The sequence below is a fragment of the Lelliottia sp. F153 genome (genome assembly GCF_002870005.1).
In the GTDB taxonomy this organism is placed as follows: domain Bacteria; phylum Pseudomonadota; class Gammaproteobacteria; order Enterobacterales; family Enterobacteriaceae; genus Enterobacter; species Enterobacter nimipressuralis.
Map to the genome: position 1 here is coordinate 1132059 of NZ_PKFT01000001.1, position 26265 is coordinate 1158323.

The 26265-nt window shown below is 60.2% G+C and carries 20 protein-coding genes and 1 pseudogene; 10 read left to right on the forward strand and 11 right to left on the reverse strand.

Going from position 1 to position 26265, the window contains the following annotated elements; translation table 11 throughout:
* Positions 1 to 56 precede the first annotated feature (56 nt).
* Positions 57 to 2162 carry a pyruvate/proton symporter CstA gene (gene cstA, locus F153LOC_RS05420; RefSeq protein WP_102104204.1) on the reverse strand — a complete coding sequence of 702 codons (2106 nt, stop codon included), beginning with the start codon at positions 2160 to 2162 and terminating at the stop codon, positions 57 to 59.
* Between the two features lie 291 nt (positions 2163 to 2453).
* Here cstA and F153LOC_RS05425 point away from each other — a divergent pair, with 291 nt between their 5' ends.
* The 3 genes from F153LOC_RS05425 to F153LOC_RS05435 are packed head-to-tail and all read left to right on the forward strand — an operon-like array spanning position 2454 to position 4763.
* The gene (locus F153LOC_RS05425; protein WP_100777265.1) at positions 2454 to 3176 is read left to right on the forward strand and encodes a nucleoside recognition domain-containing protein; all 723 of its coding nucleotides are present in this window, start codon (positions 2454 to 2456) and stop codon (positions 3174 to 3176) included.
* Positions 3173 to 3637, forward strand: coding sequence for a YjiG family protein (locus F153LOC_RS05430; protein ID WP_100777266.1), 465 nt, complete (start codon positions 3173 to 3175; stop codon positions 3635 to 3637). Before F153LOC_RS05425 ends, F153LOC_RS05430 begins: the two co-directional genes overlap by 4 nt.
* Before the next feature lie 13 nt (positions 3638 to 3650).
* Positions 3651 to 4763 carry a M20 family metallopeptidase gene (locus F153LOC_RS05435; RefSeq protein ID WP_102104205.1) on the forward strand — a complete coding sequence of 371 codons (1113 nt, stop codon included), beginning with the start codon at positions 3651 to 3653 and terminating at the stop codon, positions 4761 to 4763.
* A 53-nt stretch (positions 4764 to 4816) separates the two neighbouring features.
* Here F153LOC_RS05435 and entH read toward each other — a convergent pair whose 3' ends face one another.
* From entH to entC, 5 genes are read right to left on the reverse strand one after another with little or no spacing between them, the layout of a single operon-like run.
* A complete protein-coding gene (gene entH, locus F153LOC_RS05440) occupies positions 4817 to 5230 on the reverse strand; it encodes a proofreading thioesterase EntH (RefSeq protein WP_100777268.1) in 414 nt (137 codons plus the stop codon).
* Positions 5231 to 5986 carry a 2,3-dihydro-2,3-dihydroxybenzoate dehydrogenase EntA gene (gene entA / locus F153LOC_RS05445; RefSeq protein WP_102104206.1) on the reverse strand — a complete coding sequence of 252 codons (756 nt, stop codon included), beginning with the start codon at positions 5984 to 5986 and terminating at the stop codon, positions 5231 to 5233.
* Positions 5986 to 6840: an isochorismatase gene (locus F153LOC_RS05450; RefSeq protein WP_102104207.1), complete on the reverse strand. Its 855-nt coding sequence runs from the start codon at positions 6838 to 6840 to the stop codon at positions 5986 to 5988. The genes entA and F153LOC_RS05450 overlap by 1 nt, the downstream gene beginning before the upstream one ends.
* A 10-nt stretch (positions 6841 to 6850) precedes the next feature.
* Positions 6851 to 8461: a (2,3-dihydroxybenzoyl)adenylate synthase EntE gene (gene entE, locus F153LOC_RS05455; protein ID WP_102104208.1), complete on the reverse strand. Its 1611-nt coding sequence runs from the start codon at positions 8459 to 8461 to the stop codon at positions 6851 to 6853.
* 9 nt (positions 8462 to 8470) lie between these two features.
* Positions 8471 to 9646 (reverse strand): isochorismate synthase EntC, encoded by a 1176-nt coding sequence (entC, locus tag F153LOC_RS05460; RefSeq protein ID WP_102104209.1) that lies wholly within the window; start codon positions 9644 to 9646, stop codon positions 8471 to 8473.
* A gap of 189 nt (positions 9647 to 9835) precedes the next feature.
* On the opposite strand from entC, the gene fepB reads away from it, so the two are divergent.
* Positions 9836 to 10795, forward strand: coding sequence for a Fe2+-enterobactin ABC transporter substrate-binding protein (gene fepB, locus F153LOC_RS05465; protein WP_102104210.1), 960 nt, complete (start codon positions 9836 to 9838; stop codon positions 10793 to 10795).
* 49 nt (positions 10796 to 10844) lie between these two features.
* On the opposite strand, the gene entS is transcribed toward fepB, so the two are convergent.
* Positions 10845 to 12089, reverse strand: a complete 1245-nt coding sequence (gene entS, locus F153LOC_RS05470; protein ID WP_100777274.1) for an enterobactin transporter EntS — start codon at positions 12087 to 12089, stop codon at positions 10845 to 10847.
* 111 nt (positions 12090 to 12200) lie between these two features.
* Between entS and fepD the strand changes: the two genes are divergently transcribed.
* The 3 genes from fepD to fepC are packed head-to-tail and all read left to right on the forward strand — an operon-like array spanning position 12201 to position 14991.
* On the forward strand, positions 12201 to 13205 hold the full coding sequence (gene fepD / locus F153LOC_RS05475) for a Fe(3+)-siderophore ABC transporter permease (RefSeq protein ID WP_102104211.1): 1005 nt from the start codon (positions 12201 to 12203) through the stop codon (positions 13203 to 13205).
* Positions 13202 to 14194: an iron-enterobactin ABC transporter permease gene (gene fepG, locus F153LOC_RS05480; protein WP_102104212.1), complete on the forward strand. Its 993-nt coding sequence runs from the start codon at positions 13202 to 13204 to the stop codon at positions 14192 to 14194. The genes fepD and fepG overlap by 4 nt, the downstream gene beginning before the upstream one ends.
* Positions 14191 to 14991, forward strand: coding sequence for an iron-enterobactin ABC transporter ATP-binding protein (gene fepC, locus F153LOC_RS05485; protein WP_100777277.1), 801 nt, complete (start codon positions 14191 to 14193; stop codon positions 14989 to 14991). The genes fepG and fepC overlap by 4 nt, the downstream gene beginning before the upstream one ends.
* Positions 14992 to 15039: 48 nt before the next feature.
* On the opposite strand, the gene entF is transcribed toward fepC, so the two are convergent.
* The 3 genes and pseudogenes from entF to fes all read right to left on the reverse strand — a co-directional run.
* Positions 15040 to 18915 carry an enterobactin non-ribosomal peptide synthetase EntF gene (gene entF, locus F153LOC_RS05490; RefSeq protein ID WP_102104213.1) on the reverse strand — a complete coding sequence of 1292 codons (3876 nt, stop codon included), beginning with the start codon at positions 18913 to 18915 and terminating at the stop codon, positions 15040 to 15042.
* On the reverse strand, positions 18912 to 19124 hold the full coding sequence (locus tag F153LOC_RS05495; protein ID WP_100777279.1) for an MbtH family NRPS accessory protein: 213 nt from the start codon (positions 19122 to 19124) through the stop codon (positions 18912 to 18914). Before F153LOC_RS05495 ends, entF begins: the two co-directional genes overlap by 4 nt.
* 36 nt (positions 19125 to 19160) lie before the next feature.
* Positions 19161 to 20372 (reverse strand): annotated as a pseudogene (gene fes, locus F153LOC_RS05500) (enterochelin esterase); the annotation flags it as partial.
* Positions 20373 to 20622: 250 nt separating this feature from the next.
* Here fes and F153LOC_RS05505 point away from each other — a divergent pair.
* Positions 20623 to 22875 carry a TonB-dependent siderophore receptor gene (locus tag F153LOC_RS05505; protein ID WP_100777281.1) on the forward strand — a complete coding sequence of 751 codons (2253 nt, stop codon included), beginning with the start codon at positions 20623 to 20625 and terminating at the stop codon, positions 22873 to 22875.
* 52 nt (positions 22876 to 22927) lie between these two features.
* Complete coding sequence (gene entD / locus F153LOC_RS05510; RefSeq protein ID WP_102104215.1) at positions 22928 to 23584, forward strand: enterobactin synthase subunit EntD; 657 nt, start codon at positions 22928 to 22930, stop codon at positions 23582 to 23584.
* Positions 23585 to 23671: 87 nt separating this feature from the next.
* Here entD and F153LOC_RS05515 read toward each other — a convergent pair whose 3' ends face one another.
* On the reverse strand, positions 23672 to 24394 hold the full coding sequence (locus F153LOC_RS05515; protein ID WP_102104216.1) for a GNAT family N-acetyltransferase: 723 nt from the start codon (positions 24392 to 24394) through the stop codon (positions 23672 to 23674).
* Positions 24395 to 24607: 213 nt separating this feature from the next.
* Between F153LOC_RS05515 and F153LOC_RS05520 the strand changes: the two genes are divergently transcribed.
* Positions 24608 to 26176 carry an ABC transporter substrate-binding protein gene (locus F153LOC_RS05520; protein ID WP_102104217.1) on the forward strand — a complete coding sequence of 523 codons (1569 nt, stop codon included), beginning with the start codon at positions 24608 to 24610 and terminating at the stop codon, positions 26174 to 26176.
* Positions 26177 to 26265 lie beyond the last annotated feature (89 nt).

Consider the following 26265-nt stretch of genomic DNA (forward strand, 5'->3'; position numbering starts at 1 on the left):
CCCGGAGTGGTGAAAATAGCAGGCCGGGTGAGCGCAAGCCCCACCCGGCATGATGATTAATGTGCCCCTTTTGCCTGAACCACAATCTCATCCAGATTTTCTGGCATCGGCTCGTATGGCGTCTCTTTCGCGGTCGGCTTGTCTTCTTTCAGTGCCGCCAGCGCGGTCTTCAGAGAGTACAACGCCAGCACAACAACCACCACCATAAAGAAGATTGTCAGCCCGGCATCCAGACGATTGTTAAACACCAGCTGTGACAGCTGCGACTCCGTGTACTGCGCCGGGATCTTGCCGCTGTCGATCATCGCCTGGAATTTATTGGCGATCGCGAGGAAACCGACTTTGTTGTCCGGGCTAAACGCTTTCTGCCAGCCTGCGGTGAGCGTACAGATCAGCAGCCACGCCGTTGGCAGCAGCGCCACCCACGCGTAACGCTGACGCTTCATTTTGAACAGCACCACCGCGCAGAGCATCAGCGCCATGCCTGCCAGCATCTGGTTAGCGATACCGAACAGCGGCCACAGGGTATTGATCCCGCCGAGCGGATCGACGACCCCCTGATGGAGGAAGTAACCCCACGCCAGCACGCACAGCGCCGTTGCCAGCAGGTTGGCGGGCAGCGAATCCGTGCGTTTGAGGTTCGGCGAAATCACCCCCAGCAGATCCTGCAGCATAAAGCGCGCCGCGCGCGTCCCCGCATCCACCGCCGTCAGAATAAACAGCGCCTCGAACAGAATGGCGAAGTGATACCAGAACGACACATCCATCAATCCGCCGAGCGCGCCGTGCAGAATATAGGCCATCCCCACCGCCAGCGTCGGCGCACCACCCGCACGGGAGATAATCGATTGTTCCCCCACTTCGTTAGCGATATGGGTCAGGGTTTCCGGTGTAATCGCAAAGCCCCAGCCGCTCACCACCTGCGCCGCAGAGGCTACCACGTCAACGGTTCCGGCCGGCGCCAGCACCGCCATCGGGCTGTTCATCGCAAAGTACACGCCCGGATCGATAATGCAGGCAGAGACCAGCGCCATAATCGCGACGAAGGACTCCATCAGCATACCGCCGTAGCCAATCAGGCAGGCCTGATTTTCATTGGCCAGCATCTTCGGCGTGGTGCCAGATGCGATCAGGGCATGGAAGCCCGAGACGGCACCACAGGCGATAGTGATAAACAGGAACGGGAACAGGTTACCGGTCCAGACCGGGCCGGTGCCGTCGATAAATTTGGTCAGCGCCGGCATCGTCAGGGTCGGGCGCATGATCAGAATCCCGATCGCCAGCCCCACGATCGTACCGATTTTGAGGAAGGTGGAGAGGTAATCGCGCGGGGCCAGCAGCAGCCAGACCGGCAGAACCGCCGCCACAAAACCGTAGCCCACCAGCATCCAGGTCAGCTGCACGCCAGTAAAATCAAAGTACGGCGCCCAGGTCGGGCTTTCCGCTACCCAGCCGCCGGAGATAATCGCGAAGACCAGGAAGAACAGGCCAATCACCGACACTTCACCAATGCGCCCAGGGCGGATATAGCGAATGTAGATCCCCATGAAAATCGCCAGTGGGATGGTAAAGGCTACGGTGTACGTTCCCCACGGGCTGTGGGTCAGGGCTTTCACCACGATCATCGCCAGCACCGCCAGAATGATCACCATGATCATAAAGGTGGCGATCAGGGCGATCACCCCGGCCGTTGCGCCCATCTCCTCTCTCACCAGCTCACCGAGCGAGCGCCCATCGCGGCGGGTCGAGACGAACAGCACCATAAAATCCTGCACCGCACCGGCCAGCACCACGCCCGCGAGGATCCAGATCATCCCAGGGAGATAGCCCATCTGCGCCGCCAGCACCGGCCCGACGAGCGGCCCCGCCCCGGCAATCGCCGCAAAATGGTGGCCGAACAGCACTTTTTTATCCGTCGGGACGTAGTCCAGCCCGTCGTTATGACGAACCGCAGGTGTCATGCGCGTGCCATCTACCGCCAACACTTTGTCAGCAATAAAGCGCCCGTAAAAACGATACGCGATCAGATAAATGCAGACGGAAGCGACGACAATCCATAGCGCATTGATCTGTTCACCACGGTTGAGGGCGATATAGCCCAGAGCAAATGCGCCCACAACGGAGAGCACTGCCCAGATGAGGTATTTCCCTGAGTTGTTCATAGTTGTTGTCCGTTAGCGTGAAACAGTGAGATGTTACATTTTGTTTCTAGATCACTGCTTAAAATTTAACAACTCTGAAACGCAATAATGTGTGGTCAAACCAGATATTTACGCCACAGTGTTAAGCGGATCACTTTCGTGCCTTCCGCGTACGTTTTCCTCTCTCCTCCCCCGTCACATTTTTGGTTTTTTCCTGGCAAAGCTCCCTGTCGAAATGATTTGAATCATCTTATCTGAGCAAATAATCAACAAAATACCCTTGTGTATTCGCACGTTAACAAGGAAAAGGATATGAAAAGTTCAATACCTCAGGACTATAAGGTAGGGCCCGGCGCCTATTTTGCGCTGGCTTTCGCCGCCGTTTTCTTCTCCGGCCTGTTAGGGGGAAAAGAGTGGTACGGCGTGTTTGATTTCACCACGCTCAACGGGGCTTTCGGCAAAGTGGTCAGCAAAGCCAGCCTCGAAGACGGTACCCTGACCACGGCGACCAGCGCCTTTCGCGGTACCGGCGGCAGCGGCGCGATGGACGGGTTTCTGTTTGCACTGGGGCTGATTCCGGCGGTGATGTTCGCACTCGGCATGATCAACGTGCTGGAACATTACGGCGCGCTGCGGGCGGCGCGTAAACTGCTGACCCCTCTGCTGCGCCCGCTGATTGGCATTCCGGGCACCACCGGACTGGCGCTGATCGGCAGCCTGCAAAGTACCGATGTCGGCGCGTCGCTCACCCGTAATCTCGCCGATGAAGGGCAAATCAGCGAAAACGAGAAAGACGTCTTTGCGATGTTCCAGTTCTCGGCCGGGGCGATGATCACTAACTTCTTCTCCTCCGGCGCCATTTTATTCACCCTGATCGCGATAGACGGCACCGCCGCCGTCCCGACCTCCATCGGCACTTGTGTCGCCGTGATGTTCATCATGAAAATCGTCGGCGCCAACATCCTGCGCCTGATCCTCTTACTCACCGGTAACAAAGCCGCCGTGGCCCAACAGGCAGAAGGAGAAGCCTCATGAGTGCACCGCAATCCAATCCCGTCATTACCGATGTTTTTGTCGAGGGCGCGCGTAAAGGCTGGAGCATCGCCACCAGCAGTACCCTGCCGAACGTGGTGATGGCTTTTATCATCATTAAAGCGCTGGAGATCACCGGCGCACTCAAAGGGCTGGGGATGATTTTCGCCCCGCTGATGGGGCTGTTCGGCCTGCCGGGTGAAGCGGCCGCAGTGCTGATTGGCGGCTGGATGTCGATGGGCGGCGGTATTGGTGTCGCTATCGGCTTGTTTGATAAAGGCATTCTGAGCGGCGAACATCTGGCGATCCTCGCCCCGGCCATCTATCTGATGGGTTCTCAGGTCCAGTATCTGGGCCGCATTCTTGGCGTGATCGGAACCCGCGCCAAACGTATTCCTCTGATGATTGCCATTTCGGTCATCAACGCCTTCTTAGCCATGCTGCTGATGCGCATTATTCTCTGAACAGGACGGAACCATGAATCTTGACCATTACATCAACGAACTGAAAACCCTGGTGAACGTAGACTGCGGGACCCAGACTCTGGCGGGCGTTGCCACCGTTGCCGGCATTATGGAATCACTGTGGCAGCAGGAGGGCTGGCACACCGAGCGGGTGAATCTTGGCGAGCAGGTCGGCCCCGGCGTGCTGGTCTGCAATAAACCCGACGCAGAAAAGCTGGATGTCCTGCTGGTGGGCCATCTGGATACGGTCTTTGCGCCGGGTACCGTCGCGGAGCGCCCGATGAGCGAGGATGATACTCGTCTGTACGGGCCGGGCGTCTCGGACATGAAAAGCGGGTTACTCAATATTCTGTGGGCGGTGCGCGAGCTGGATGCCGCCGACAAAGCGCGCCTTTCTATTGCCGTGGCGATGAATCCGGACGAAGAGACCGGCTCAGTTTACTCTCACGAATGGATCGGCGGGCTGGCGAAACGCGCCCGCTGCGTGCTAGTGTGCGAAGCCGCCCGCGCCGACGGTTCACTGGTGAAAGCCCGTAAAGGGATGGCCGGATATCATCTGACGTTTAGCGGCGTGGCGGCGCACGCGGGGAACGATCCGGAGAAAGGCCGTTCGGCGATCACCGCCCTCGCTAACAGCGTTATCGCCATCAATGCCCTGGCAGACTGGGATCGCGGCACCACCCTCAACGTCGGGGTGATCAACGGCGGAAGCGCGGCAAACGTGGTGGCGGAGAGCGCCGTTGCGGAGCTTGATGTGCGTTTCTGGGAAAATGACGAAGACACCCGTGTGCATCGCGCGCTCACCGCCCTGTGCGAAAACGGTTTTCTGAAGGGAGTGACGACCACGCTTACCCGCGTTAATCACAAGCCTGCGATGGCGGCCAGCGAAGCGACTCAGGCGCTGATGCAGCAGGTGGAAAAGGCTGGCAAAGAGGAAGGTATCGACATCACCTGGCAGGCCGTGGGCGGAGGCAGCGATGCCAACCATACGGCAGCACTCGGCATTCCGACTCTCGACGGCTTCGGGCCGATCGGTGCCGGTTTCCATAGCCCTGCCGAGTGGCTGGATAAAGCCTCGATTGAGCCACGCATTCGCCTGTTAAAGCGGGTGATTTCAATGCTGTAAGACGAAGATTGCCCGGTAGCAGTGCGCTTACCGGGCAATCCCACGCAACCAAATTACCCGAGCACCATCGTACTTAACCGGCAGGTACAGCAGCGCCGCCCCTGCTCGTCAAAGATCGCGATCTCCCAGCTTTGGTTCTGACGCCCGAGGTGCAGCGGCTGACACACACCGCGCACTTTGCCCTGTGACACGGCGCGATGATGGGTGGCGTTCAGCTCTGTACCCACCACGTTTTGCCCGTCGCGGGTCATCAGAAAACCGGCCATTGAACCGAGCGTCTCCGCCAGCGCCGCCGAAGCCCCGCCGTGCAGCAGACCAAACGGCTGATGCGTTCGCGCATCGACCGGCATTTCCGCTTCCAGCGTGTCGTCACCGATACGCGTGTAAACCATCCCGAGATGCGCCACCATGGTGTTGTGACTGGTGGCGTTCAGCTCTTCGAGGGACAAATGACGTTTCCAGATCATCTACGCCCCCAGGGTTGAACCGCCGTCCACCACGATATCCTGCAGCGTGATGTGGCTGGCCAGATCCGAGGCGAGGAACAGAATGGTGTTGGCAATTTCATGGGGACGCGCGATTTTACCCAGCGGAATGCCAAGCTTAAACTGCTCGCCAAACCCACGAATGCGCTGCTGCTCGGCGTCGTCACTCACCCACAATGTGCGTTGCATGTCCGTATCCGTCGAGCCAGGCGAGACAATATTGCAGCGCACGCCGCTGCCCGCCAGCTCCAGCCCGACCGTCAGGGCCAGGCTTTTCAGCGCCGCTTTCGACGCGCCATACACGCTCATGCCGATCCGCGGCGTATGCGCAGCGTCAGAAGCGACCGTCACAATTGTCCCGCCCTGCTGACGGCGGAACTGGCCCATCGTCTGCTGGAAAAGATTGAACGCCCCACCGACGTTAACCGCAAAAGTCTGCTGCCAGTCGTCCTGAGAGAGCTGATCCGTCGCCCCCATGCGCAAAATCCCTGCCGCGTTAACCAGCACGTCGAGGCGATCGATGGTCGCCAGCACGCGCCCGCAAACCTCGTTCACCTCGGTGGCATCCGCCACGTTCAGCACTTCAGTGGCAAACGGGTAATCCTGCTCGGGGAATGCGAGATCAAAGCCCGTCACCCGCGCCCCCGCGTCCACAAAGGCCTGCGCGGTGGCGTACCCGATGCCTTTTCCGGCCCCCGTCACCCAGACGGTTTTGCCGGTAAAATCGAATCCGGCCATCACTTCACCTCGCGGGAAAGCAGTGCCCACCAGGCATCAATGGTCGGGTTTTTCGCCAGCATCACGAAGTCGATATCGCCATGCACTTTGCGCCAGCGAGCCGCGAGAGCCATCATGCGCACGGAGTCCAGACCGTAATCGATCAGGTTTTCGTCATCCATCGGCTCGTCGGACTCATCCAGCAGCGGCAGCACGACGGCGCGCAGAGCCGCTTTGCTTGCCGGCACGGACGGCAGCAGTTCGTCAGTCATCACCACGCGACCGGTTCGGCCCGCCACGTATTTGAGGGACATCAGGTGCTCTTCGCGGCTGAAATCGGCCAGTGCATCCGCGATAAAGAACGGTTTGATATCGCGCATGAAAGCGTCGGTCGCGGTCGTCATACAACCGATGTGCGCGTACACACCGGTGATCAGCAGCTGATTGCGCCCCGTCTCTTTGAGCATCTGTTCCAGCGGCGAGCGGTGGAACGCGCTGTAGCGCCATTTCACCAGCACCGTATCGGCTTCGTCCGGGGTCAGCGCCGCGACAATGCGCTGCTGCTCCGGTGAACGGGTCAGGCCCGGTCCCCACATGTCGTTCAGCAGGGCGCGATCTTCATCGCTCTGCTCTTTCGGCTGCGCGGTGTAGTAGACCGGAATGTTGTGCTTTTTGCAGTAATCGCGCAGTTGGGCGATGTTCGCCACCACTTGCTCCATCATCGGGCAGTTATCGCCCCAGAAGTTGAGGAAATATTCCTGCATATCGTGGATCAGCAGCGCCGCGCGCTCCGGCTCAAACGCCCAGCTCACTTTGTTGTCTGGCAGATCGGCCGCCGTTGGCAGCGCATAACTGGTTAATTTTGGAATTGCCATTTTTAACTCCTCAGCCCTGGGCGCGTTCGGCCAGCCACAGGCGCAATTGTTTCTTGTCCACTTTTCCTACCGGCGTCAGCGGCAGCGCATCCACGCTTTCGACACGATCCGGCAGCTTGAAATCCGCCACGCCCTGCTCACGCAGGAAACGCCGCACCTCCACCGCCCGCAGCGGGGTTTTCACCACCAGATACGCGCAGCTTTTCTCGCCGAGCAGGCTGTCTTCCATGCTGACGAGCGCCGCATGAATGACCGCGTCGTGGCGCAGAAGCAGGTTTTCGATCTCTTCGGCGGCAATCTTCTCGCCCCCGCGGTTGATCTGATCTTTTTCGCGCCCCTGAACGGTGATGTAACCCTGTTCATCGATGGCGATCAGATCGCCGGAGCAGTAAAAACCGTCGGCGTCAAAGGCGCTGGCGTTGTGCTCCGGGCTGTTGAAATAGCCACGGAACGTGTACGGCCCGCGCGTCATCAGACGTCCCACTTCGCCGCTTGGCAGAGGATTGCCCTGTTCATCCGCCACCCACACTTCATCGTCCGGACACATCGGACGGCCCTGGGTGTTCATGATTTTTTCCGGGGAATCGTCGAGCGCCGTGTAGTTCACCAGCCCTTCCGCCATGCCAAACACCTGCTGCAGCTGGCAGCCAATCTCCGCCGGAATACGTGCGGCAAGGGTCGCAGACAAACGCGCCCCGCCCACCTGCAGCAGCGCCAGCGAGGCGAGCTGTGCATTGCCCGCCCCTTCGGCAATCGCCTGCAGCCACAGGCTGACCGCTGGAGGCACCAGCGAGGTGACGTTAATCTGATGTTTTTCGATCAGCGGGAAGCAGAGCGTGGCGCTCGGATCGTTGGCCAGCACCACGCAGCCACCCGCGAGGAACACGCCAAGGGAACCAGGGGAACTCATGGCGTAGTTATGCGCGGCAGGCAGCGCGTTCAGATAGCGCGTCTGGCTGTTGATGGCGCAAATCTCGTTGCTGCGACGAATGCTGTAGTAGTAATCGTTGTGCGTGCGCGGGATGAGCTTCGGCGTGCCGGTACTGCCGCCGGAGAGCTGGAAAAAGGCCACTTCGTCGGCCGGAGTTGGGCTGGCGATAAAGTTATCGGCCGGGCGCGCAATCGCGGCTTCCAGCGCATGTTCGCCCGTATCGCCGCGCAGCAACACCACGCGCACGGAGCGGTGCTGGTCGACAAAGGTATTCAGGAATTCATCGCCCGCGAACAGCGCGTGCTGGCGATCGGCAATCAGCAGCACCGGTTCAATCTGCGCGGCGTAGGCGTTCAGTTCGCTGCGCTGATGGCTGAACAGGGCATTTACGGGCGCAACGCCCACCTGCAGCAGCGCGAAGAAGGTCACGTAAAACTCGGCGACATTGCCGAGCTGCACCAGCGCCGTTTCACCGCGTTTCACGCCCTGCGCCTGCAACGCGGAGGCAAGATTGTTCACGGCCTGATGGAACTGTCGATAAGTGTACTGACGCTCGCCGTCAATAATCGCCGTCGCCTCGCTCCCGGCGTGGCGGGTCAAAATATCGGTCAGAGGCAGATCCTGCCAGTAGCCTTTTTCGCGGTAGCGCCGGGCAAAGTCTTCGGGCCAGCGGGTAAAGGGAATGCTCATGATGGTTCCTCAGTGCAGACCAAAAACGTTCAGCATGGTGGAGAGTTTCACCCCGGTTTCGCGCCACTCACCGACCGGTGAAGAGGCCGGGACAATGCCCGCGCCCGCGAACAGGCGAACAGAATTCTGATGAATGCGCGCGCAGCGGATCGTCACCACCCACTCGCCGTTACCTTCGCTGTCGCACCAGCCGACGATGCCGCCAAACAGTTCGCGATCGAACGGCTCCAGCTCCGCGATCAGCTGTTTCGCCGCCTGATGCGGGAAACCGCTCAGGGCGGGCGTCGGGTGTAGCAGGCAGGCCAGCGTCAGGGCATTTTCGTTGTCGTGCGCTTCGCCCTCCACCGGCGTCGCCAGATGCCAGAGCGTCGGCGTCGTCACCAGCTGCGGCGAAGAGGGCATGGTCAGATGATGGCTGCGTTTTTCGAGCACGGTTTTCATCGCCTGCGTGACCAGGTCATGCTCGTGGCGATCTTTTTCTGAGGCCAGCAGCTTGTTTCCGGCTTCGCGATCCAGCATGTCGTCCGGCTGACGACGCGCGGAACCGGCCAGCGGCAGAGAGCTAAAATGCGCCCCCTCTTTGCGCAGCAGCAGCTCTGGGCTTGCGCCCAGCAGCACGCCGCCGTCTTCGAGCGGCACGTGGAAGTTAAAACTCGCCGGGTTCTGTGCGATCAGGCGCTCGAGCAGCGCCCCGCTGTCAATCTTCTGGTCAGCGGCGATATCAATCAGGCGCGAAAGCACCACTTTATTGACCTGCGGCGTAGCGGTGAGCGCAGCGGCACGGGCCACCATCTCTTCGAAAACGGGCTGAGGGGGAATTTCGGTGCGTCGGGTGACGGACAGCTCCTGCGCCCCTGGGAGATAGCGCGCGGATTTTTGTCGCGCCGGGCGGGAAAAGGTCTGCCAGTTTTGCGGAATAAACAGTGACGACGGTTTGCGGGTATCGAACGGAATAGCGCCGACCATAATCGGATGGCTTATTCCGCTGTCTTTGGCATGCTGAAACGCCTGCGCCAGCTTTTGCTGGAAGGCACCTGCCGGATCGTCGCCGCCAACGGCGGATTCAGAAAAACGGGCAAAACAGCCTGACGTGGTAAAACTGCGATAAGGCGACATAAAGAAAAAGCTGTCTGATTGCAGCGTGGTCGCGGTGTGCTGAACTTCCTCAGCCAATGACGTATCCATATCATCCTCCTTAAAAATGATAAACGCAGTACGAATAATTATCATTTATATTTTCGATGGCTAACCTAATAGCAGAGCGCGACGGTGTCAACCGCCGACAGCGCATCTTGTGCGACTATCGCTTGCATCCCTTCGGCGCATTCATGAAAATGAGAAGCATTAACCTCAACAAAAACAGGATGCCGCTTTGTGAAACTCCCTGCCGTTTGTCGTCAAACCCTGCTTTTCGCAGGACTTTTTGTTTTAGGACTAACCTCAGCCACCGCCGCCGACTGGCCGCGTCAGGTGAGCGACAGCCACGGTACGCTCACCCTCGAAAGCAAACCGACCCGCATTGTTTCCACCAGCGTGACCCTCACCGGCTCGCTGTTGGCGATTGACGCGCCGGTCATTGCCAGCGGTGCCACCACCCCGAACAACCGCGTGGCGGATGCGCAGGGCTTTATGCGCCAGTGGGGCGATATCGCCAAAGCACGCAAACTCTCCCGCCTCTATATCGGCGAACCGAGCGCAGAAGCCGTGGCCGCGCAAATGCCGGATCTGATCCTGATCAGCGCTACCGGCGGCGATTCGGCCCTCGCGCTGTACGATCAGCTTTCCGCCATCGCGCCGACACTGGTGATTAACTACGACGATAAAAGCTGGCAGGAGCTGCTGACGCAGCTCGGCACGATCACCGGGCAGGAAAAGCAGGCTGCCGCCCGCATCGCAGAATTCGACACGCAGCTGGCGCAGGTGAAACAGAAAATGAAGCTGCCGCCACAGCCGGTAAACGCCATCGTCTACACCGCCGCTGCGCACAGCGCGAATCTGTGGACAACCGAATCGGCGCAGGGGAAATTCCTGCAACAGCTCGGCTTCCAGCTGGCTGAACTGCCTGCCGGGCTACACACGTCCAAAAGCCAGGGCCAACGCCACGATATTATCCAGCTGGGTGGTGAAAACCTGGCGACGGGTCTGAACGGACAAGGGTTGTTCCTGTTTGCGGGTGACCAGAAAGATGTGGATGCGATTTACGCTAACCCGCTGCTGGCCCATCTGCCGGCGGTGCAAAACAAACGCGTCTGGGCGCTCGGCACGGAGACCTTCCGCCTGGATTACTACAGTGCGATGCTGGTGTTGCAGCGTTTAGAGGCGTTATTCAAATAGCGAAGACGGTTGTGCCCGGTGGCAGTTACGCCTGACCGGGCACTGCATTTTATACTTCTTCAATCACAACGGGTTCCTGACGGAACCGGCGTAACTCTGCCAGCGTCATCAATAAAATCACCCCGACGATGGCCAACACAAAACCGCTGCTGCTCGCCGACGCCACCGGGGTCATAATCACCCCCAGCCCGCCTAGAATTGCCGCGCCAATTGCATCGCCCGTGACGTTCTGCGCGGTCCACAGGCCGTTGATCCGCCCGAGCATGCCTTCCGGCGTCTGGGTCTGAATCAGGGTATATTGCAGCAAAGAGCTCACCGCACTCAGCCAGCCAAACAGCGCCAGACACACCACGCCCAGCGCCCAGAATGGCATCAGGCTAAAGAAAGCGATGGCGATAAACGAGGCCAGCGTCGCCGACAACATGATGAGTCCAGGCCGCGCACTGTGCGCCAGATTGCCGCTGGTCAGGGCGCCAAACGCCGCACCGAGCGGGATCGCCGCGTACAGCAGGCCGATCTGCGAGGCGCTCATCTGCCACTCTATTGCCAGCGCCGGATAAAGCACGCGCACGGCGCTCGCCATCGTCAGCAGCCCGCCGAGGAGCGCGATCCCGCCAATCAGCGGATTGCTGAACAGAAAACGGATCGCCGCCATCAGCGATTTTAACGGGTGTTCGCGCGGCTGCGGCGGAGGGGGTAACAGCGGCAGACGCAGCAAGGTGAGCGTGGTAATAAAGGTCCCCGCCGCCGCCAGGCCGTAGTTCCAGGCAACATTCCCGGTCGCCAGCAGCAGGCCGCCGACCATCGGCGAAATCACCGAACCCAGACGCACGGTGAGCATCGTGATCGCCCCGGCCTGCATCAGATTTTCACGCCCAACCAGCGCTGGCGTCGCCGCCAGCAGTGCCGTCACACCCAGCGAGGCAAAAAAACCATCCCACAGCCCTAACGCGTAAATGGCGATAAGCGACGGCTCCGGCAGCAAGGCGTTCAGGCACAGCCCGACGAAGCCCACGCCGCAGGTGCCGCGCGCCAGCAGGATCAGTTTTTTACGCTCGTAGCGGTCCGCCAGCACGCCGCCGACCATCAGGCCGATAAACATTGCGCTGCCCGTTAATGTGACGGAAAGCCCGACCAGCCAGCTGGAGTGAGTCATGGCCTGGATCTGCACCGGTACGGCAACACCAAGCAGGCCAAGGGATAAAATGGAGATAAAACGGGCGATAAACACGGCGCGAAACGCCGGATGTGTTTTCAACAGGCTGAGGTTGAGCAGCCAGGATTTTTGATTCATGACAAGGCCTTGTGGTCTAACTTTCTACCAATTCCATGGCCGCACATGCTAACATAGCCAAATAAGATAGATAACGATAATTACTATCATTATCAAATCATGGATGTTGCTATGTCGTCTTCCTCTTTGACGGTGCGCGATGCTGCCGTGCCCGTTTTATTGTTGTTACTCATTCTTGCTGTTGCACTCAGCCTGCTGATTGGCGCGAAACCGCTGCCCGCATCCACGATCGTCGATGCCCTGTCCGGTACTTGCCAACGCGCAGACTGCATTATTGTGCTGGACGCCCGTCTGCCGCGCACCCTTGCCGGGCTGCTGGCCGGTGCGGCGCTTGGCCTCGCCGGTGCGCTGATGCAAACCCTGACCCGTAATCCCCTCGCCGACCCCGGCATTCTCGGCGTTAACGCCGGTGCCAGTTTTGCTATCGTCCTCGGCGCGGCGCTGTTTGGTTTTTCCTCCCCCGGCGAACAACTCCTGATGGCCTTCTGCGGTGCCCTCGCCGCGTCCTTGCTGGTGGCCTTTACCGGCAGCCAGGGCGGCGGCCAGCTTAGCCCGGTCCGTCTGACGCTGGCGGGCGTGGCGCTCGGCGCGGTACTCGAAGGTCTGTCCAGCGGCATCGCCCTGCTCAACCCGGACGTCTGGGATCAGCTGCGCTTCTGGCAGGCCGGTTCGCTGGATATTCGCACACTACAAACCCTGAAAGTGGTGACGTTGCCGGTGCTGATCGCCGCCACCATCGCGCTCTTCTCCAGCCGGGCGCTGAACAGCCTGAGTCTCGGAACCGACACCGCTACCGCGCTCGGCAGTCGCGTGGCGCGTACGCAGCTGCTCGGTTTACTGGCGATCACCGTGCTGTGCGGCAGCGCAACGGCAGTCGTCGGCCCGATTGCCTTTATTGGCCTGATGATGCCGCACATGGCGCGCTGGATTGTCGGGGCCGATCACCGCTGGTTGCTGCCGGTCACGCTGCTCGCTACGCCGACGCTGCTGCTGTTTGCCGATATTCTGGGCCGCGTGCTGGTACCGGGCGAACTGCGCGTCTCGGTGGTCAGCGCCTTTATTGGCGCGCCGGTGCTGATTTTCCTGGTTCGACGCCAGCGCGGAGGTGCCCTGTGATGGCCCCGTCCCGACGTTTAGTTTTCTCCTGCCTGCTGCTGGTGGCCGCCAGCCTGCTGATTGCCGTCTGGAGTCTGCGCAGCGGCGCGGTGCCCCTCGATTTCAGCCAGGTGTTTAACGCCCTCACCGGCAGCGCACCGCGCAATATCACCATGGTTGTGACGGAGTGGCGTCTGCCGCGCGTGATGATGGCGATTGTGGTCGGCGCCGCGCTGGGTGTGAGCGGCGCGATTTTCCAGTCTCTGCTGCGTAACCCTCTCGGCAGCCCGGACGTGATGGGCTTCAACACCGGGGCATGGAGCGGCGTGCTGGTGGCGATGGTGCTGTTTGGCCAGCATCTGACGGCCATTGCGTTTGCGGCGATGGCGGGCGGTATTCTCACCTCGCTGCTGGTCTGGGCGCTCGCCTGGCGCAACGGCATCGAAACCTTCCGCCTGATCATTATCGGCATCGGCATTCGCGCCATGCTGATGGCCTTCAACACCTGGCTGTTGCTGCACGCCTCGCTGGAAACGTCCCTCTCTGCGGGGCTGTGGAACGCAGGTTCGCTCAACGGCCTGACGTGGGCCAAAACCCTGCCCACCACGCCGATTATCGCCCTGATGTTTATCTGTGCCTGGCTGCTGGTGCGCCGAATGCGGTTGCTGGAGATGGGCGATGACAGCGCCTGTGCGCTGGGCGTCAGCGTGGAGCGTTCGCGCCTGACCCTGATGCTGGTCGCCGTGGTGTTAACCGCTGCCTCCACCGCCATCGCGGGCCCGATTTCGTTTATTGCTCTGGTCGCTCCGCACATTGCGCGACGCATCAGCGGCACCGCGCGCTGGGGCCTAACCCAGGCAGCCCTGTGCGGCGCATTACTTTTACTGGCCGCCGATCTTTGCGCCCAGCAGCTGTTTATGCCTTATCAACTTCCGGTGGGGGTGGTGACCGTCAGTCTTGGCGGGATTTACCTCATCGTCTTGTTAGTCCAGGAGTCCCGCAAGAAATGAATGCCATCACCTCCCGCTTGCGCGGCGAAAAACTGACCCTCGGCTACGGTAAAAAAATCGTGGTCGACGACCTGAGCGTCTCGATTCCTGACGGCCATTTCACGGCGATTATCGGCCCGAACGGCTGCGGAAAATCGACCCTGCTGCGCACCCTGAGCCGCCTGATGACGCCCCAGCACGGCAGCGTGTTTCTCGACGGCGAGCAGATCCAGAGTTTTGCCAGCAAAGAGGTCGCGCGCCGGATTGGTCTGCTGGCACAAAACGCCACCACGCCGGGGGATATCACGGTGCACGAGCTGGTGGCTCGCGGACGCTATCCGCATCAGCCGCTGTTTACCCGCTGGCGCAAAGAGGATGAAGAGGCCGTTGCGCGCGCGATGCAGGCAACAGGCATTACGGATCTGGCGACGCAGAGTGTCGATACGCTGTCCGGCGGCCAGCGGCAGCGCGCGTGGATTGCGATGGTGCTGGCGCAGGAAACCGCGATCATGCTGCTCGACGAACCAACTACCTGGCTGGATATCAGCCATCAAATCGATCTGCTGGAACTGCTGAGCGATCTGAACCGCACCCAGGGGTATACACTCGCGGCAGTTTTGCACGACCTCAACCAGGCGTGCCGCTACGCCACGCACCTGATTGCGCTTCGCGACGGGAAGATTGTGGCACAAGGTGCGCCGAAAGAGATTGTCACGCCGGAGCTTATCGAGCGGATTTACGGCATGCGCTGCATGATTATTGACGATCCGGTGGCGGGTACGCCGCTGGTGGTACCGTTGGGGAAACGCGCGGTCTGACGCCTCTCATTTCTGCCCTCTCCCTGAGAAGAGGGCAGAAACCTGTGCTTACCCTAAAATGCCCTTCAACACCGGCCCAATCTGCTCAAACGCCTGCGGAGAGATAATATCCACGTGGGCGCAATCCTGGCGATAGACCTCCAGCTCACCCACCCACGGGGCCCACGCCTGCTGCGGGTCCATGGTGCGCGTGCGTTCGGCGACAAACAGCGTCGCTTTGCCGTCAAAGCGTGAACTGTGGGCCGTGGTCAGGAGTCGCACCGCATCGGCGTAGTTCCCTTCGATAGCGCTAAACAGCTCGCCGGACGCCTGCCCCTGCTGGGCCGCCATGAACGCTTCGCGCTCGCGTTCGATCTCGGCCAGCACTTCCGGGTCCAGCCCGTTAGCCTCTTTTTCCGCCCAGTTTTGCGTTTCCGGCGGCCAGGTATCCAGCAGGCCGAGGAACGCTACCGCTTCGCCCTGCTCACGCAGACGTGCCGCGATACCCTGTGCAAGCGTTCCGCCGAGCGAGTACCCGAACAGATAATAGGGTCCCTTCGCCTGCTGAGTGCGTAGCGTCTGCAGATGATGTTCGATCACCGCATCGAGCGTCGCGCCCTGCGCCATCGGGCCATCGGGCCTTGGCGACTGGATACCGGTAATTGACCAGCGCGGGCTGAGGTAGCGCGCCAGCACGCTGAACTGCCAGGCAAAACCGGACGCCGGGTGGAAGCAGAACAGCGTCGGGCCCGTACTTTGGCGCAGCGGAAGGAGGGTTTCGTACCCCAGACGCTGAGCCTGCTCATCGCTGATGGTCGACTCCAGCAGCGTGCTGAGCTGATTAACCGTCGAGGCGACCATAATCTGCCCCGGCGTAACTTTGCGGGAGAACGCACGACTGAGCTGCGCCGCGAGACGCATCGCCAGCAGCGAGTGGCCGCCGAGGGCAAAGAAATCCGCTTCGATATCATTTACTTCGCAGCCGAGCAGCGAGGAGAACGCCTGCGCCACTGCAATTTCAGTGTCCGATTCCGGCGCGCGGCCCGAAGCTTTGCTGGTTAACTCCGGCAGCGGCAGTGCTTTGCGGTCGAGCTTCCCGTTGGCACTCAGGGGCAGTTCGCTGATTTGCAGCAGCACCACCGGCACCATGTGCGGCGGAAGCTGCGCTTTGAGTGCTTCGAGCAGGGCCTCGCGATCCAGCGGCAGGCCGGATTCGGAAACGACGTAACCCACCAGCTGACGCGCATCGCCACCCGTGGCGGCCGCCTGATTAAAGACACAGGCATGGGCCACCGCCTGCGCCACGTCAGGCAGCGCCTGCATCGCGCGGTCGATTTCACCCAGCTCAATACGCTGACCGCGAATTTTTAGCTGATCGTCGCTACGCCCCAGGTATTCCACCGCGCCGTTGTCCAGCCAGCGGGCGACATCACCGGTGCGATACATCCGCTCGCCCGGCGCAAAAGGATCGGCGATAAAGCGGCTGGCGGTCAGGTCCGGACGGCCCAGATAGCCCTGCGCCAGCTGGATGCCCGTCAGATAGAGATCGCCCGCCACCCCGAACGGCACCGGGCGCATCATGGCGTCCAGAATCCGCAGGCCGGTATTCCACACCGGGAAACCAATCGGCACGCTGTTGCCTGACACCGCCGCCAGCGCGTCGCCAAAGGCCGGATACCAGCTCACGTCCACTGCCGCTTCCGTCGGGCCGTAGAGGTTATGCAGCGGCGCATGCGTGAGCACTTCCCACTCGCGGCACAGATCTGTTGGCAGCGCTTCACCGCTGCAGAACACCTGCTTCAGACTCGCGCAACAATGCGCATTTTCCGGTGTTAACGAGGCAACAAATGCCGCCAGCATCGACGGCACAAAGTGCGTGGTGGTCACGCCGTAGTGGGCGAAGAAGTGCTGCATCGCCAGCGGATCGCGGTGGGCGTCCGGTTCGGCCATCACCAGTTTTGCCCCGGCAATAAACGGCCACCAGAACTCCCACACGGAGACGTCAAAGCTGCACGGCGTTTTCTGTGCGACCACATCCTGCGCGTCCAGCGGGTAGTGGTTTTGCATCCAAAGCAGGCGGTTAACGATGGCGGTTTGCCCGACCATCACCCCTTTCGGACGTCCGGTCGAACCGGAGGTGAAAATAATATAGGCCGTCTGTTCCGGCGTGCTCAGGTTCAGCGGTTCACTGCCGTTCGCAGGCAGCAGTGCGTCGTAGCACAGGCTATCAAGGCCCGGCACGTCGCTAAAACGCGGGAGCTGATCGTCGGTGGTGATGAGCAGCGATGGGCGCGCATCTTCCAGCATCATCCGCAGGCGGTCGTCGGGATAACCCGTATCGAGCGGCAGCCAGGCGGCTCCGGCCTCGACAATCCCATGCAGCGCCAGAGTCAGGAACACCGAACGCGGCAACGCCACCGCCACGCTGTCACCGGGTTTAACCCCGCGTTCACGCAGCAGCGTCGCCAGCGCGATGACCTGCTCGCGCATCTGACGATAGCTCAGCGCATGGTGGGCATCCGCCAGCGCCGGGGCGTCCGGCGTTTTGCGCGCCTGTTCTGCCACCAGCGCACTCAGGGTGGTCGCCTTGAGCATCACGCCTGTATCGTTGATCTGCGCCAGCTGCTGATACTCCGCTTCCGAGACGGTTTCCGCCTCGCCGCAGCCGAGTGCCGGATTGGCGGCAAACTGCGCCAGCAGCGCATTCAGGCGCGCCACGTGGCGAGTGAGCGTTGCCTGGTCATAGCGCTGTTTGTTCGCCAGAATTTCAATGCTCAAACCGCCCTGCTCGTCCGGGAACAGCGCCAGTTCGAGATCGTTCACCGGGCCGGTCGCCAGCGTATGGGTGACAGCCTCAACGCCATCAATATCCAGCTGATAATCAAAGACCTTCACGTTCAGCACCGGGCCAAACAGCGCTTCGTCTCCTGCGGCGCGGCCGCTGTCGCGCACAATCTGCTCGGCGTCGTAACGCTGATGGCGGCGCATCTTTTTCAGCTGATTCGCCAGGCGCAGGGCCAGCTCCGGCAACGTGTCCTGCGGGTTAATGTTGACCGCCATCGGCAGCACGTTCAGCACCGGGCCGGTGGCGGTGAGCGCCGCCGATCCCATGCGACGCATAAAGATAAAGCCCGCCGCGTAGTCCATGCGTCCGGTTAAACGCCCGAGCCACAGGGCCACCAGTGCGAGGGCCAGATCCGTGCGCTGCACCTGCGGGCAGGAGGCCGTCAGTTGGCTGAATGCGCGACGATCGGCGACCAGCTTCAGACGTAAAATATCGGTCGTGGCAGCACGCCCCGGCAGCGGCACGGGGGAGAGCGAAACGGGCGGCGGCAGCTGTTTACGCTGCTCGGCCCAGAATGCGCCGTCGCGCTGAAAAGCGTCGCTGTCGCGATAGCGCTGATACTCTTCCACCACCTCGGCAAAAGGTGTGAACGGCGTGGGCGGTGTCGGCTCGCCTTTCGACCAGGCCGCGTAAATGGCGGCGATCTGGCGCGTAATCGCCGGGAAACTGAAGCCATCAACCACTAAATGGTGATAGCGCTGATACCAGTACCAGCGGTGTTTATCCACCTGAATCAGGCACTGAAACGCCAGCGGCTGGCCGCTCTCGACGCGCAGGTTTTGCTGAAGATCGGCCTCCATCAGCGCCACGGCGGCGGCATGGGGATCGGCGCTGTCGCGCAGATCGACCCGTTGCGGCTCGGCGAACGTCATGGCGTCATCGATCCACTGCCACACTTCGCCGTTGTCTTCGCTAAAGCGCGTGCGCAGCGTGTCGGCCTGCATCATGCCTTCGACAATCGCTTTCGCCAGCAGCGGCGCGTTAATTTCGCCGTTGAGTTCAACGTAGTGCGCCACGCTCCAGGCATTAGGCAGCGTGGAGAGCTGTTCTGCCATCCAGATACCCGGCTGGGCGGCCACGAGAGGAAGATGCGTGCTCATACGTTCTCCTCGGCAAAAAAGGACGGGATCAGCGTCTGCCAGTTTTCTGCCAGCCAGTGCTGGCAGGCCTCCTGGGATTGCGGGGCGCACACTTCACGCCAGCCCGCAGGCTGTGCGCACTGCGCGGGCCACAGGCTGTACTGACCGTTTTCGTTTTGCAACACAGAGAACTGCCCTTGCGGATTGTCGAAGGGATTACTGAATTCCATACCAAACTCCTGTCGAAAAAAATCGCCTGCCTGGCGTTAGTGAATGAGTGGCTGCCAGAGAGTAATAAGCCCCTGCGTCAGCCCGCCACGCCAGCAAAGCGCATCATGTCCGCCGTCAACCTGACGCCAGAAAATCGACTGCTGTGTGTGTTGTAGTTGGGCGTAAATGGCCTGATTGGCCCGGAAAATCAGCGGCTCGCGCTGGCCCGCCTCAAGAACGATGCGAAGGTTTTGCGCGGATTTTTCACCCGCTTTGAGTTGTTCGATTAGCAGCCCGTCCTGCTGCGCGCCGCGATGCGGCCACCAGTAGGAGCCAGACTGGCTGAGCACGCAGCCAAAACGCTGCGGCCAGTTAAGCCCGGCGTACAGAGAGGACAGGCCGCCAAAACTTTGCCCGGCGACGACCGTGTGGTCAGCTCGTGGGCTGAAAGGCGCGATGGCGTGAATCTGCGGGAGTAATTCATCCTGCACCGCCAGCCAGAAATCGGGGTTGCAGGGCAGCTCGCGGCTGCGATGGGCGGTATCGATCACATCAATGAGCACGTAGACCGCCGGAGGCAGTTGCCCCTCGTTTGTCAGCGCCGTTAGGGCGGGCCAGACGGGCATACTTTCGGCCCAAAACTGGCCGTCGAGGAGAATTGCCAGCGGGCGCTCGGCTACGCGCTCCTCGCCCGTGGTGAAGATCCACACCCGGCGCGAATTCCCCAGACGCGAGCTGTGCCACTGAATGCAGTGCGGCGCAGAATACGGCGTTTCGGGATGATTCCAGCCAGGCTGAACGGGCGCATTCGGCATCTCCAGCGCCGACACCGGATGGCCGCGTCCGCCGCGCCAGCTCTGGGCATTCAGCGGATCGGCAATCGCGTTTGGCAGCAGTTTGCGCCAGCCCTCACGCAGCGCCATGCGATCGGGCGCGTCGGCGGTGAAGACGGTTTGGTCGAAATCCTGGGCGTTTTCGGAGGGAATAAAACAGTAGCTGCCGCGCCACTCAGGGCTGAATTCCCCCTGCCACTGCCAGACGTCGGTGTCGGGAAGGCGCGTGAGCGACTGGGGACGCGCATTTTGATGGTGATCCGTGACGCCAGTGATGTAGATCCACACCCGCTGCACCGTCGAGGTGAGTTGCGTTCCGCCGGGATCGCGCCACCAGAAAGTGACACGATAATTATCCCCTTCGCGGACCGCTTCCGGCCCTTTTTTTGACTGCCACCAGGCATCACTTCCCGTTGTTAGCGCCGTCACCCGTTTAACCTCATGTTTTTCGCGTCTTTTTTGTTATATGACAAAAATTATTGATAATATTATTGATAACTATTTGCATTTGCAATAGCGTAGTGCCCGCGCTGTGGGAAGCGCGCTCATAAAATAACCATGCCACGCATTGTGTGCGCTCGAGGACAGGGCTGCTTACGCAACGTGCCGGTGATAATTCATGCCGCCTCCTCTCCCGTTAGGGAATGGAGCCAAGGGGACGCGGCAACGAAAAGCAGGACGTACAATGAATAAGAAGATTCACTCCCTGGCCTTGCTGGTCAATCTGGGGATTTACGGCGTGGCCATGCCAGCCATGGCAGACGACAAAACCACCAGCAGTGCCGCGCACGAAGATACTATGGTGATCACCGCCGCCGAGCAAAACCTGCAGGCGCCGGGCGTTTCAACCATCACGGCTGATGAAATTCGTAAAAATCCTCCCGCTCGCGACGTGGCCGAAATCATTCGTACCATGCCGGGCGTTAACCTGACCGGTAACTCCACCAGCGGTCAGCGCGGTAACAACCGCCAGATTGATATTCGTGGCATGGGCCCGGAAAACACCCTGATTCTGATCGACGGCAAACCCGTCACCAGCCGTAACTCCATCCGTCTCGGCTGGCGCGGCGAGCGTGATACGCGCGGCGACACCGGCTGGGTACCGCCTGAGATGATCGAGCGCATCGAGGTCATTCGTGGCCCGGCGGCCGCGCGCTACGGTAACGGCGCAGCGGGTGGCGTAGTGAACATCATCACCAAGAAATTCGACAACCAGTGGCATGGTTCGTGGAACACCTACCTGAACGCGCCGGAGCATAAAGACGAAGGCTCCACCAAGCGCACCAACTTCAGCCTGAGCGGCCCGCTGGGCGGCGATTTCAGCTTCCGCATGTTCGGTAATCTGGACAAAACCCAGGCCGACGCATGGGATATCAACCAGGGCCATCAGTCCGACCGTACCGGAATGTATGCCGATACCCTGCCGGCCGGTCGTGAAGGTGTGGAAAACAAAGATATCAACGGCGTGGTGCGCTGGGACTTCGCGCCAATGCAGTCCCTGGAATTTGAAGCGGGCTACAGCCGCCAGAATAACCTCTACGCGGGCGATACCCAGAACACCAACAACGACAACAGCTCGAACGGGCTGGTGAAGAAGAATTACGGCAAAGAGACCAACCGTATTTACCGCCAGAACTGGGCGGTGACCTGGAACGGCGGTTGGGATAACGGCGTGACCACCAGCAACTGGGCACAATACGAGCACACCCGTAACTCGCGTCTCGGCGAAGGGCTGGCGGGCGGTCTGGAAGGACTGTTCAACAGCGACAAATTTACCGATACGGATCTGTCCGACGTCACCCTGCACAGCGAAGTTAACCTGCCGTTCGATTTCCTGGTCAACCAGAACCTGACTCTGGGGACCGAGTGGAACCAGCAGCGCATGAAGGATTACGCCTCTAACTCTCAGACCCAGCAGGGCGGCGCGATCCCTGGCATGAGCGACGATCGTAGCCCGTACTCGAAAGCGGAGATCTTCTCCCTGTTCGCCGAAAACAACATGGAGCTGACCGACAGCACCATGCTGACCCCGGCGCTGCGCTTCGATCATCACACTATTGTGGGTAACAACTGGAGCCCGTCCCTGAACCTGTCGCAAGGTCTGGGGGATGATTTCACGCTGAAGATGGGTATCGCCCGGGCGTATAAAGCGCCGAGCCTGTACCAGACCAACCCGAACTACCTGCTCTACAGCAAAGGCCAGGGCTGCTACGCCAGCGGCGACGGCGTCGGCTGTTACATGATGGGTAACGACGATCTGAAAGCCGAAACCAGCATCAACAAAGAAATTGGCCTCGAGTGGAAACGCGACGGCTGGCTGGCGGGTGCAACCTGGTTCCGTAACGACTATCGCGACAAAATCGAAGCGGGCTATGCGCCAATCGGCCAGACCTCTACCGGCAAAGTCTCCACCGATATTTACCAGTGGGAAAACGTGCCGAAAGCCGTCGTAGAAGGGCTGGAAGGCTCCTTAAACGTGCCGGTGACGGATGCTGTCAACTGGACCAACAACATCACCTACATGCTGCAAAGTAAGAACAAAGAGACCGGCGATCGTCTGTCGATCATCCCGGAGTACACGCTGAACTCAACCCTGAGCTGGCAGGTACAGCAGGATGTGTCGGTGCAGTCGACCTTCACCTGGTACGGCAAGCAGCAGCCGAAGAAATACAACTACAAAGGCCAGCCGGTGAGCGGGTCTGAAAAAGACGAAGTCAGCCCGTACAGCATCGTGGGCCTGAGCGCGACCTGGGACGTGACCAAATACGTCAGCCTGACCGGCGGCGTGGATAACGTCTTCGACAAACGCCAGTGGCGTGCAGGTAATGCCCAGACCACCGGGAATGCCACCACGGGCGCGTACATGTACGGTGCAGGTGCTTACACCTACAACGAACCGGGTCGTACCTGGTACATGAGCGTTAACACCCACTTCTGATAGACTGTAAGCCCTCTTCCATCGAAGGGGGCTTTTTCTATCAGGGGGACCGATGCACACCACACACAGCCTGCTGACACTCGGCGGCGTCTCGCTGCACCGCATTGATTTCGATCCCTCCACCTTTGATCACGCCGATCTGCTCTGGCTGCCTCATCACGCCGACCTCAGCCACACCTCTGCCAAACGCAAAGCGGAACACCTCGCCGGACGCATCGCCGCCGTCCAGGCGCTACAGCCCTTTGGCATCACCACGGTGCCCGGTATCGGCGCGAACGGCGAACCGCTGTGGCCAACCGGTTTTGCGGGCAGTATTTCTCACAGTAGCACCCAGGCGCTGGCGCTGGCGGTGCGCCGCGACAACGCACTGGTGGGGATTGACTGCGAAGCGCTGATTGCAGAAAAGGAAGCCGTAGAGATTCAGGACGGGATTATCAACGAGCAGGAAAAGCGTGTTCTGCTGGGCGCGGGATATCCGTTTGCCCTCGCCCTGACGCTGGTCTTCAGCGCCAAAGAGAGCCTGTTTAAAGCCCTGTTCCCGCGCGTTAACGCCTATATGGGTTTTGACAGCGCCTGCGTGACGGCGATGACTCGCAGCACGCTCACCCTGTCGCTGGCTCGCCCACTGGCCGGTTTTTCGCACAACCACGCTTTTCACTTTAACTGGTGCCAGCAAAACGTCGGCGTGATAACGCTGCTCTGCGAATAATTCGCCTCAGCGTTAACCCGCCTTCCCTGTTACTTTCAAAACCCGCTATTTATTTCTTCATAAAATTACATGGAGCCGTCGGGCAGTTTAACGGGGAATATCCTCCGCAACCCCTTGCCTGAACGCTTCCAGGCGCTGGATCTGCCGCCCTTCGCTGTCAAAGTTCTCCGCCGCCAGCCACGCGCGCAGCTCGGCGTCGCGCTCCGGCCACTCGGTATTAATGATGGAAAGCATATCGCTGTCGCGGTTGCGCCCTTTACGGATCAGTTTTTGCCGCAGCCGCCCTTCCCAGACAAACCCCAGCCGCTCTGCCGCGCGCCGCGACGCCACATTCATCGAATCGCATTTCCACTCCACGCGGCGGTAGTGATGTTCGAAAGCATTTTGCAGCAGCAGCCAGACCGTTTCCGTTCCCATGGGAGAGTTTTTCATCTGACGCGACCAGGTCACGTGGCCGATCTCCACCGACCCCATCAGCCGCTCAATCGCCATATAACTCACCACGCCAACCGCACGCTCTGAACGTAAATCAATGACCGCGTAAGGCACCAGCGCATCGTCCATCACCTTGCCCAACAGCCAGTGCGCGGTGGCGTCGATGCTCTCCGGCTGCGTGCTGGCAAGCCAGGTCCAGTCGCTGTCATCGCCCAGAGCATACGCGTCAAACAGATCCACGGCGTGCCGCGTGGCGTCCAGCGGCTCCAGACGACAGAATCGCCCGTTCAGCGGCGTGCGACGCAACACCGAGGCACCTTTCCAGTGGGGAACAATATCGTTTACGACTTGACCATGTTGATTAATTTCCGGCACGCCCGCGACTCCCTGATATGTAATGCAATTGTTATATCAGGACAAAAAGCAGGCGAAAAGCCCTGCGTGAAGGAAAGCGCTTAATAGCCAATCTGCATGCGTTATATCCCCATGGCATAAGCAAAGCAGAATTTAGACTTTGAGGATTTTCACGGCAGGCCTAACGTAGCGATGCCAAAAACAATCACAACACATTTTCTTTCAGGGATCGCTATGACGAAAAAACTGCTGCCGTTACTGGTATTGGCCGCGCTGTCAGCCGCCGCCAACGCCGCTACTCCGCCGAATACGCTGGTTGTCGCTCAGGGGCTTGATGATATCGTCAGCCTCGATCCCGCGGAAGCCAACGAGCTTTCCAGCATCCAGACCGTGCCGAGCCTGTACCAGCGTCTGGTGCAGCCCGACCGCGATAATCCGGCAAAAATCTCCCCAATTCTGGCGGAAAGCTGGGAAGCAGACGCAGCAGCGAAAACCCTGACCATCAAACTCAAGCCTGACGCCAAATTTGCCTCCGGCAACCCGCTGCGCCCGGAAGATGTGATTTTCTCCTACACCCGCGCCATCACCCTGAACAAATCCCCGGCCTTTATTCTGAACGTGCTGGGCTGGGAGCCGGGCAATATCGCCAGCCAGCTGAAAAAAGTGGATGACCACACGCTGCAACTGCACTGGACGGCTGACGTCAGCCCGGCGGTGGCGCTGAATATTCTCTCCACGCCGATCGCCTCTATCGTCGATGAAAAGCTGGTTTCAGCGAATGTGAAAGACAATGACTTCGGTAACACCTGGCTGAAAATGCACTCGGCGGGCAGCGGCGCGTACAAAATGCGCGTCTACCAGCCGCATCAGGCCATCGTGCTGGAAGCTAACGACACCGCCCCTGGCGGCGCGCCGAAGCTTAAAAGCATCATTATTAAAAACGTCCCGGACCCGGCCTCTCGCCGTCTGCTGATTCAGCAGGGTGATGCGGATGTGGCCCGCGATCTGGGCGCAGACCAAATCAGCGCGCTGGAAGGCAAAGCGGGTGTGAAGGTGTTAAGCATCCCGTCTGCCGAGCAGAACTACCTGGTGTTTAACGCCGGAAACAGCGCTAACCCGCTGCTGAACAACCCAGCGTTCTGGGAAGCGTCGCGCTGGCTGGTGGATTACGACGGGATCACTAAGGATCTGCTGAAGGGCCAGTATTTTGTGCATCAGAGCTTCCTGCCAGTCGGGCTGCCGGGCGCGCTGGAAGATAATCCGTTCAAATTCGATCCGGCCAAAGCGAAAGCGATCCTCGCCAAAGCGGGTATTAAAGATGCGCACTTCACGCTGGACGTGGAGAACAAACCGCCGTTTATTACTATCGCGCAGTCAATGCAGGCGAGCTTCGCCCAGGGCGGTGTGAAGGTGGATCTGCTGCCTGCTGCGGGCAGCCAGGTGTATGCGCGCGTGCGCGCCAAGCAGCACCAGGCGGCGATTCGCTTGTGGATTCCGGATTACTTCGATGCACACTCCAATGCCAGTGCCTTTGCCTGGAACGACGGAAAATCCAGCACCGTGGCCGGTCTTAACGGCTGGAAAATCCCCGAGCTGACCAAAGCCACGCTGGCCGCGGTGGCCGAGCCCGATCCGGCAAAACGCCTGGATCTGTACACCAAAATGCAGCAGGAGTTGCAGCATAATTCGCCGTACGTGTTTGTCGATCAGGGCAAAACCCAGATCGTGGTGCGCGATAATGTGAAGGGGTACCAGCAAGGGCTGAATGCCGATATGGTCTGGTACGATAAAGTGACTAAATAATCTGCCCTGATGGCCGGGTGGGGTTCGCCTCACCCGGCCTACAACACAGTGAAACGTCGGCCCGGCCAGCACAGCGCCACCGGGCAAAA

Coding starts and splice junctions, on each gene's coding strand:
- fepD (WP_102104211.1), top strand. CDS start 12,201: ATGTCGTCTTCCTCTTTGACGGTGCGCGATGCTGCCGTGCCCGTTTTA.
- cstA (WP_102104204.1), bottom strand. CDS start 2,162: ATGAACAACTCAGGGAAATACCTCATCTGGGCAGTGCTCTCCGTTGTG.
- entE (WP_102104208.1), bottom strand. CDS start 8,461: ATGAGCATTCCCTTTACCCGCTGGCCCGAAGACTTTGCCCGGCGCTAC.
- F153LOC_RS05505 (WP_100777281.1), top strand. CDS start 20,623: ATGAATAAGAAGATTCACTCCCTGGCCTTGCTGGTCAATCTGGGGATT.
- entS (WP_100777274.1), bottom strand. CDS start 12,089: ATGAATCAAAAATCCTGGCTGCTCAACCTCAGCCTGTTGAAAACACAT.
- entF (WP_102104213.1), bottom strand. CDS start 18,915: ATGAGCACGCATCTTCCTCTCGTGGCCGCCCAGCCGGGTATCTGGATG.
- F153LOC_RS05430 (WP_100777266.1), top strand. CDS start 3,173: ATGAGTGCACCGCAATCCAATCCCGTCATTACCGATGTTTTTGTCGAG.
- F153LOC_RS05435 (WP_102104205.1), top strand. CDS start 3,651: ATGAATCTTGACCATTACATCAACGAACTGAAAACCCTGGTGAACGTA.
- entH (WP_100777268.1), bottom strand. CDS start 5,230: ATGATCTGGAAACGTCATTTGTCCCTCGAAGAGCTGAACGCCACCAGT.
- F153LOC_RS05425 (WP_100777265.1), top strand. CDS start 2,454: ATGAAAAGTTCAATACCTCAGGACTATAAGGTAGGGCCCGGCGCCTAT.
- entA (WP_102104206.1), bottom strand. CDS start 5,986: ATGGCCGGATTCGATTTTACCGGCAAAACCGTCTGGGTGACGGGGGCC.
- F153LOC_RS05495 (WP_100777279.1), bottom strand. CDS start 19,124: ATGGAATTCAGTAATCCCTTCGACAATCCGCAAGGGCAGTTCTCTGTG.
- F153LOC_RS05520 (WP_102104217.1), top strand. CDS start 24,608: ATGACGAAAAAACTGCTGCCGTTACTGGTATTGGCCGCGCTGTCAGCC.
- entD (WP_102104215.1), top strand. CDS start 22,928: ATGCACACCACACACAGCCTGCTGACACTCGGCGGCGTCTCGCTGCAC.
- entC (WP_102104209.1), bottom strand. CDS start 9,646: ATGGATACGTCATTGGCTGAGGAAGTTCAGCACACCGCGACCACGCTG.
- fepC (WP_100777277.1), top strand. CDS start 14,191: ATGAATGCCATCACCTCCCGCTTGCGCGGCGAAAAACTGACCCTCGGC.
- F153LOC_RS05450 (WP_102104207.1), bottom strand. CDS start 6,840: ATGGCAATTCCAAAATTAACCAGTTATGCGCTGCCAACGGCGGCCGAT.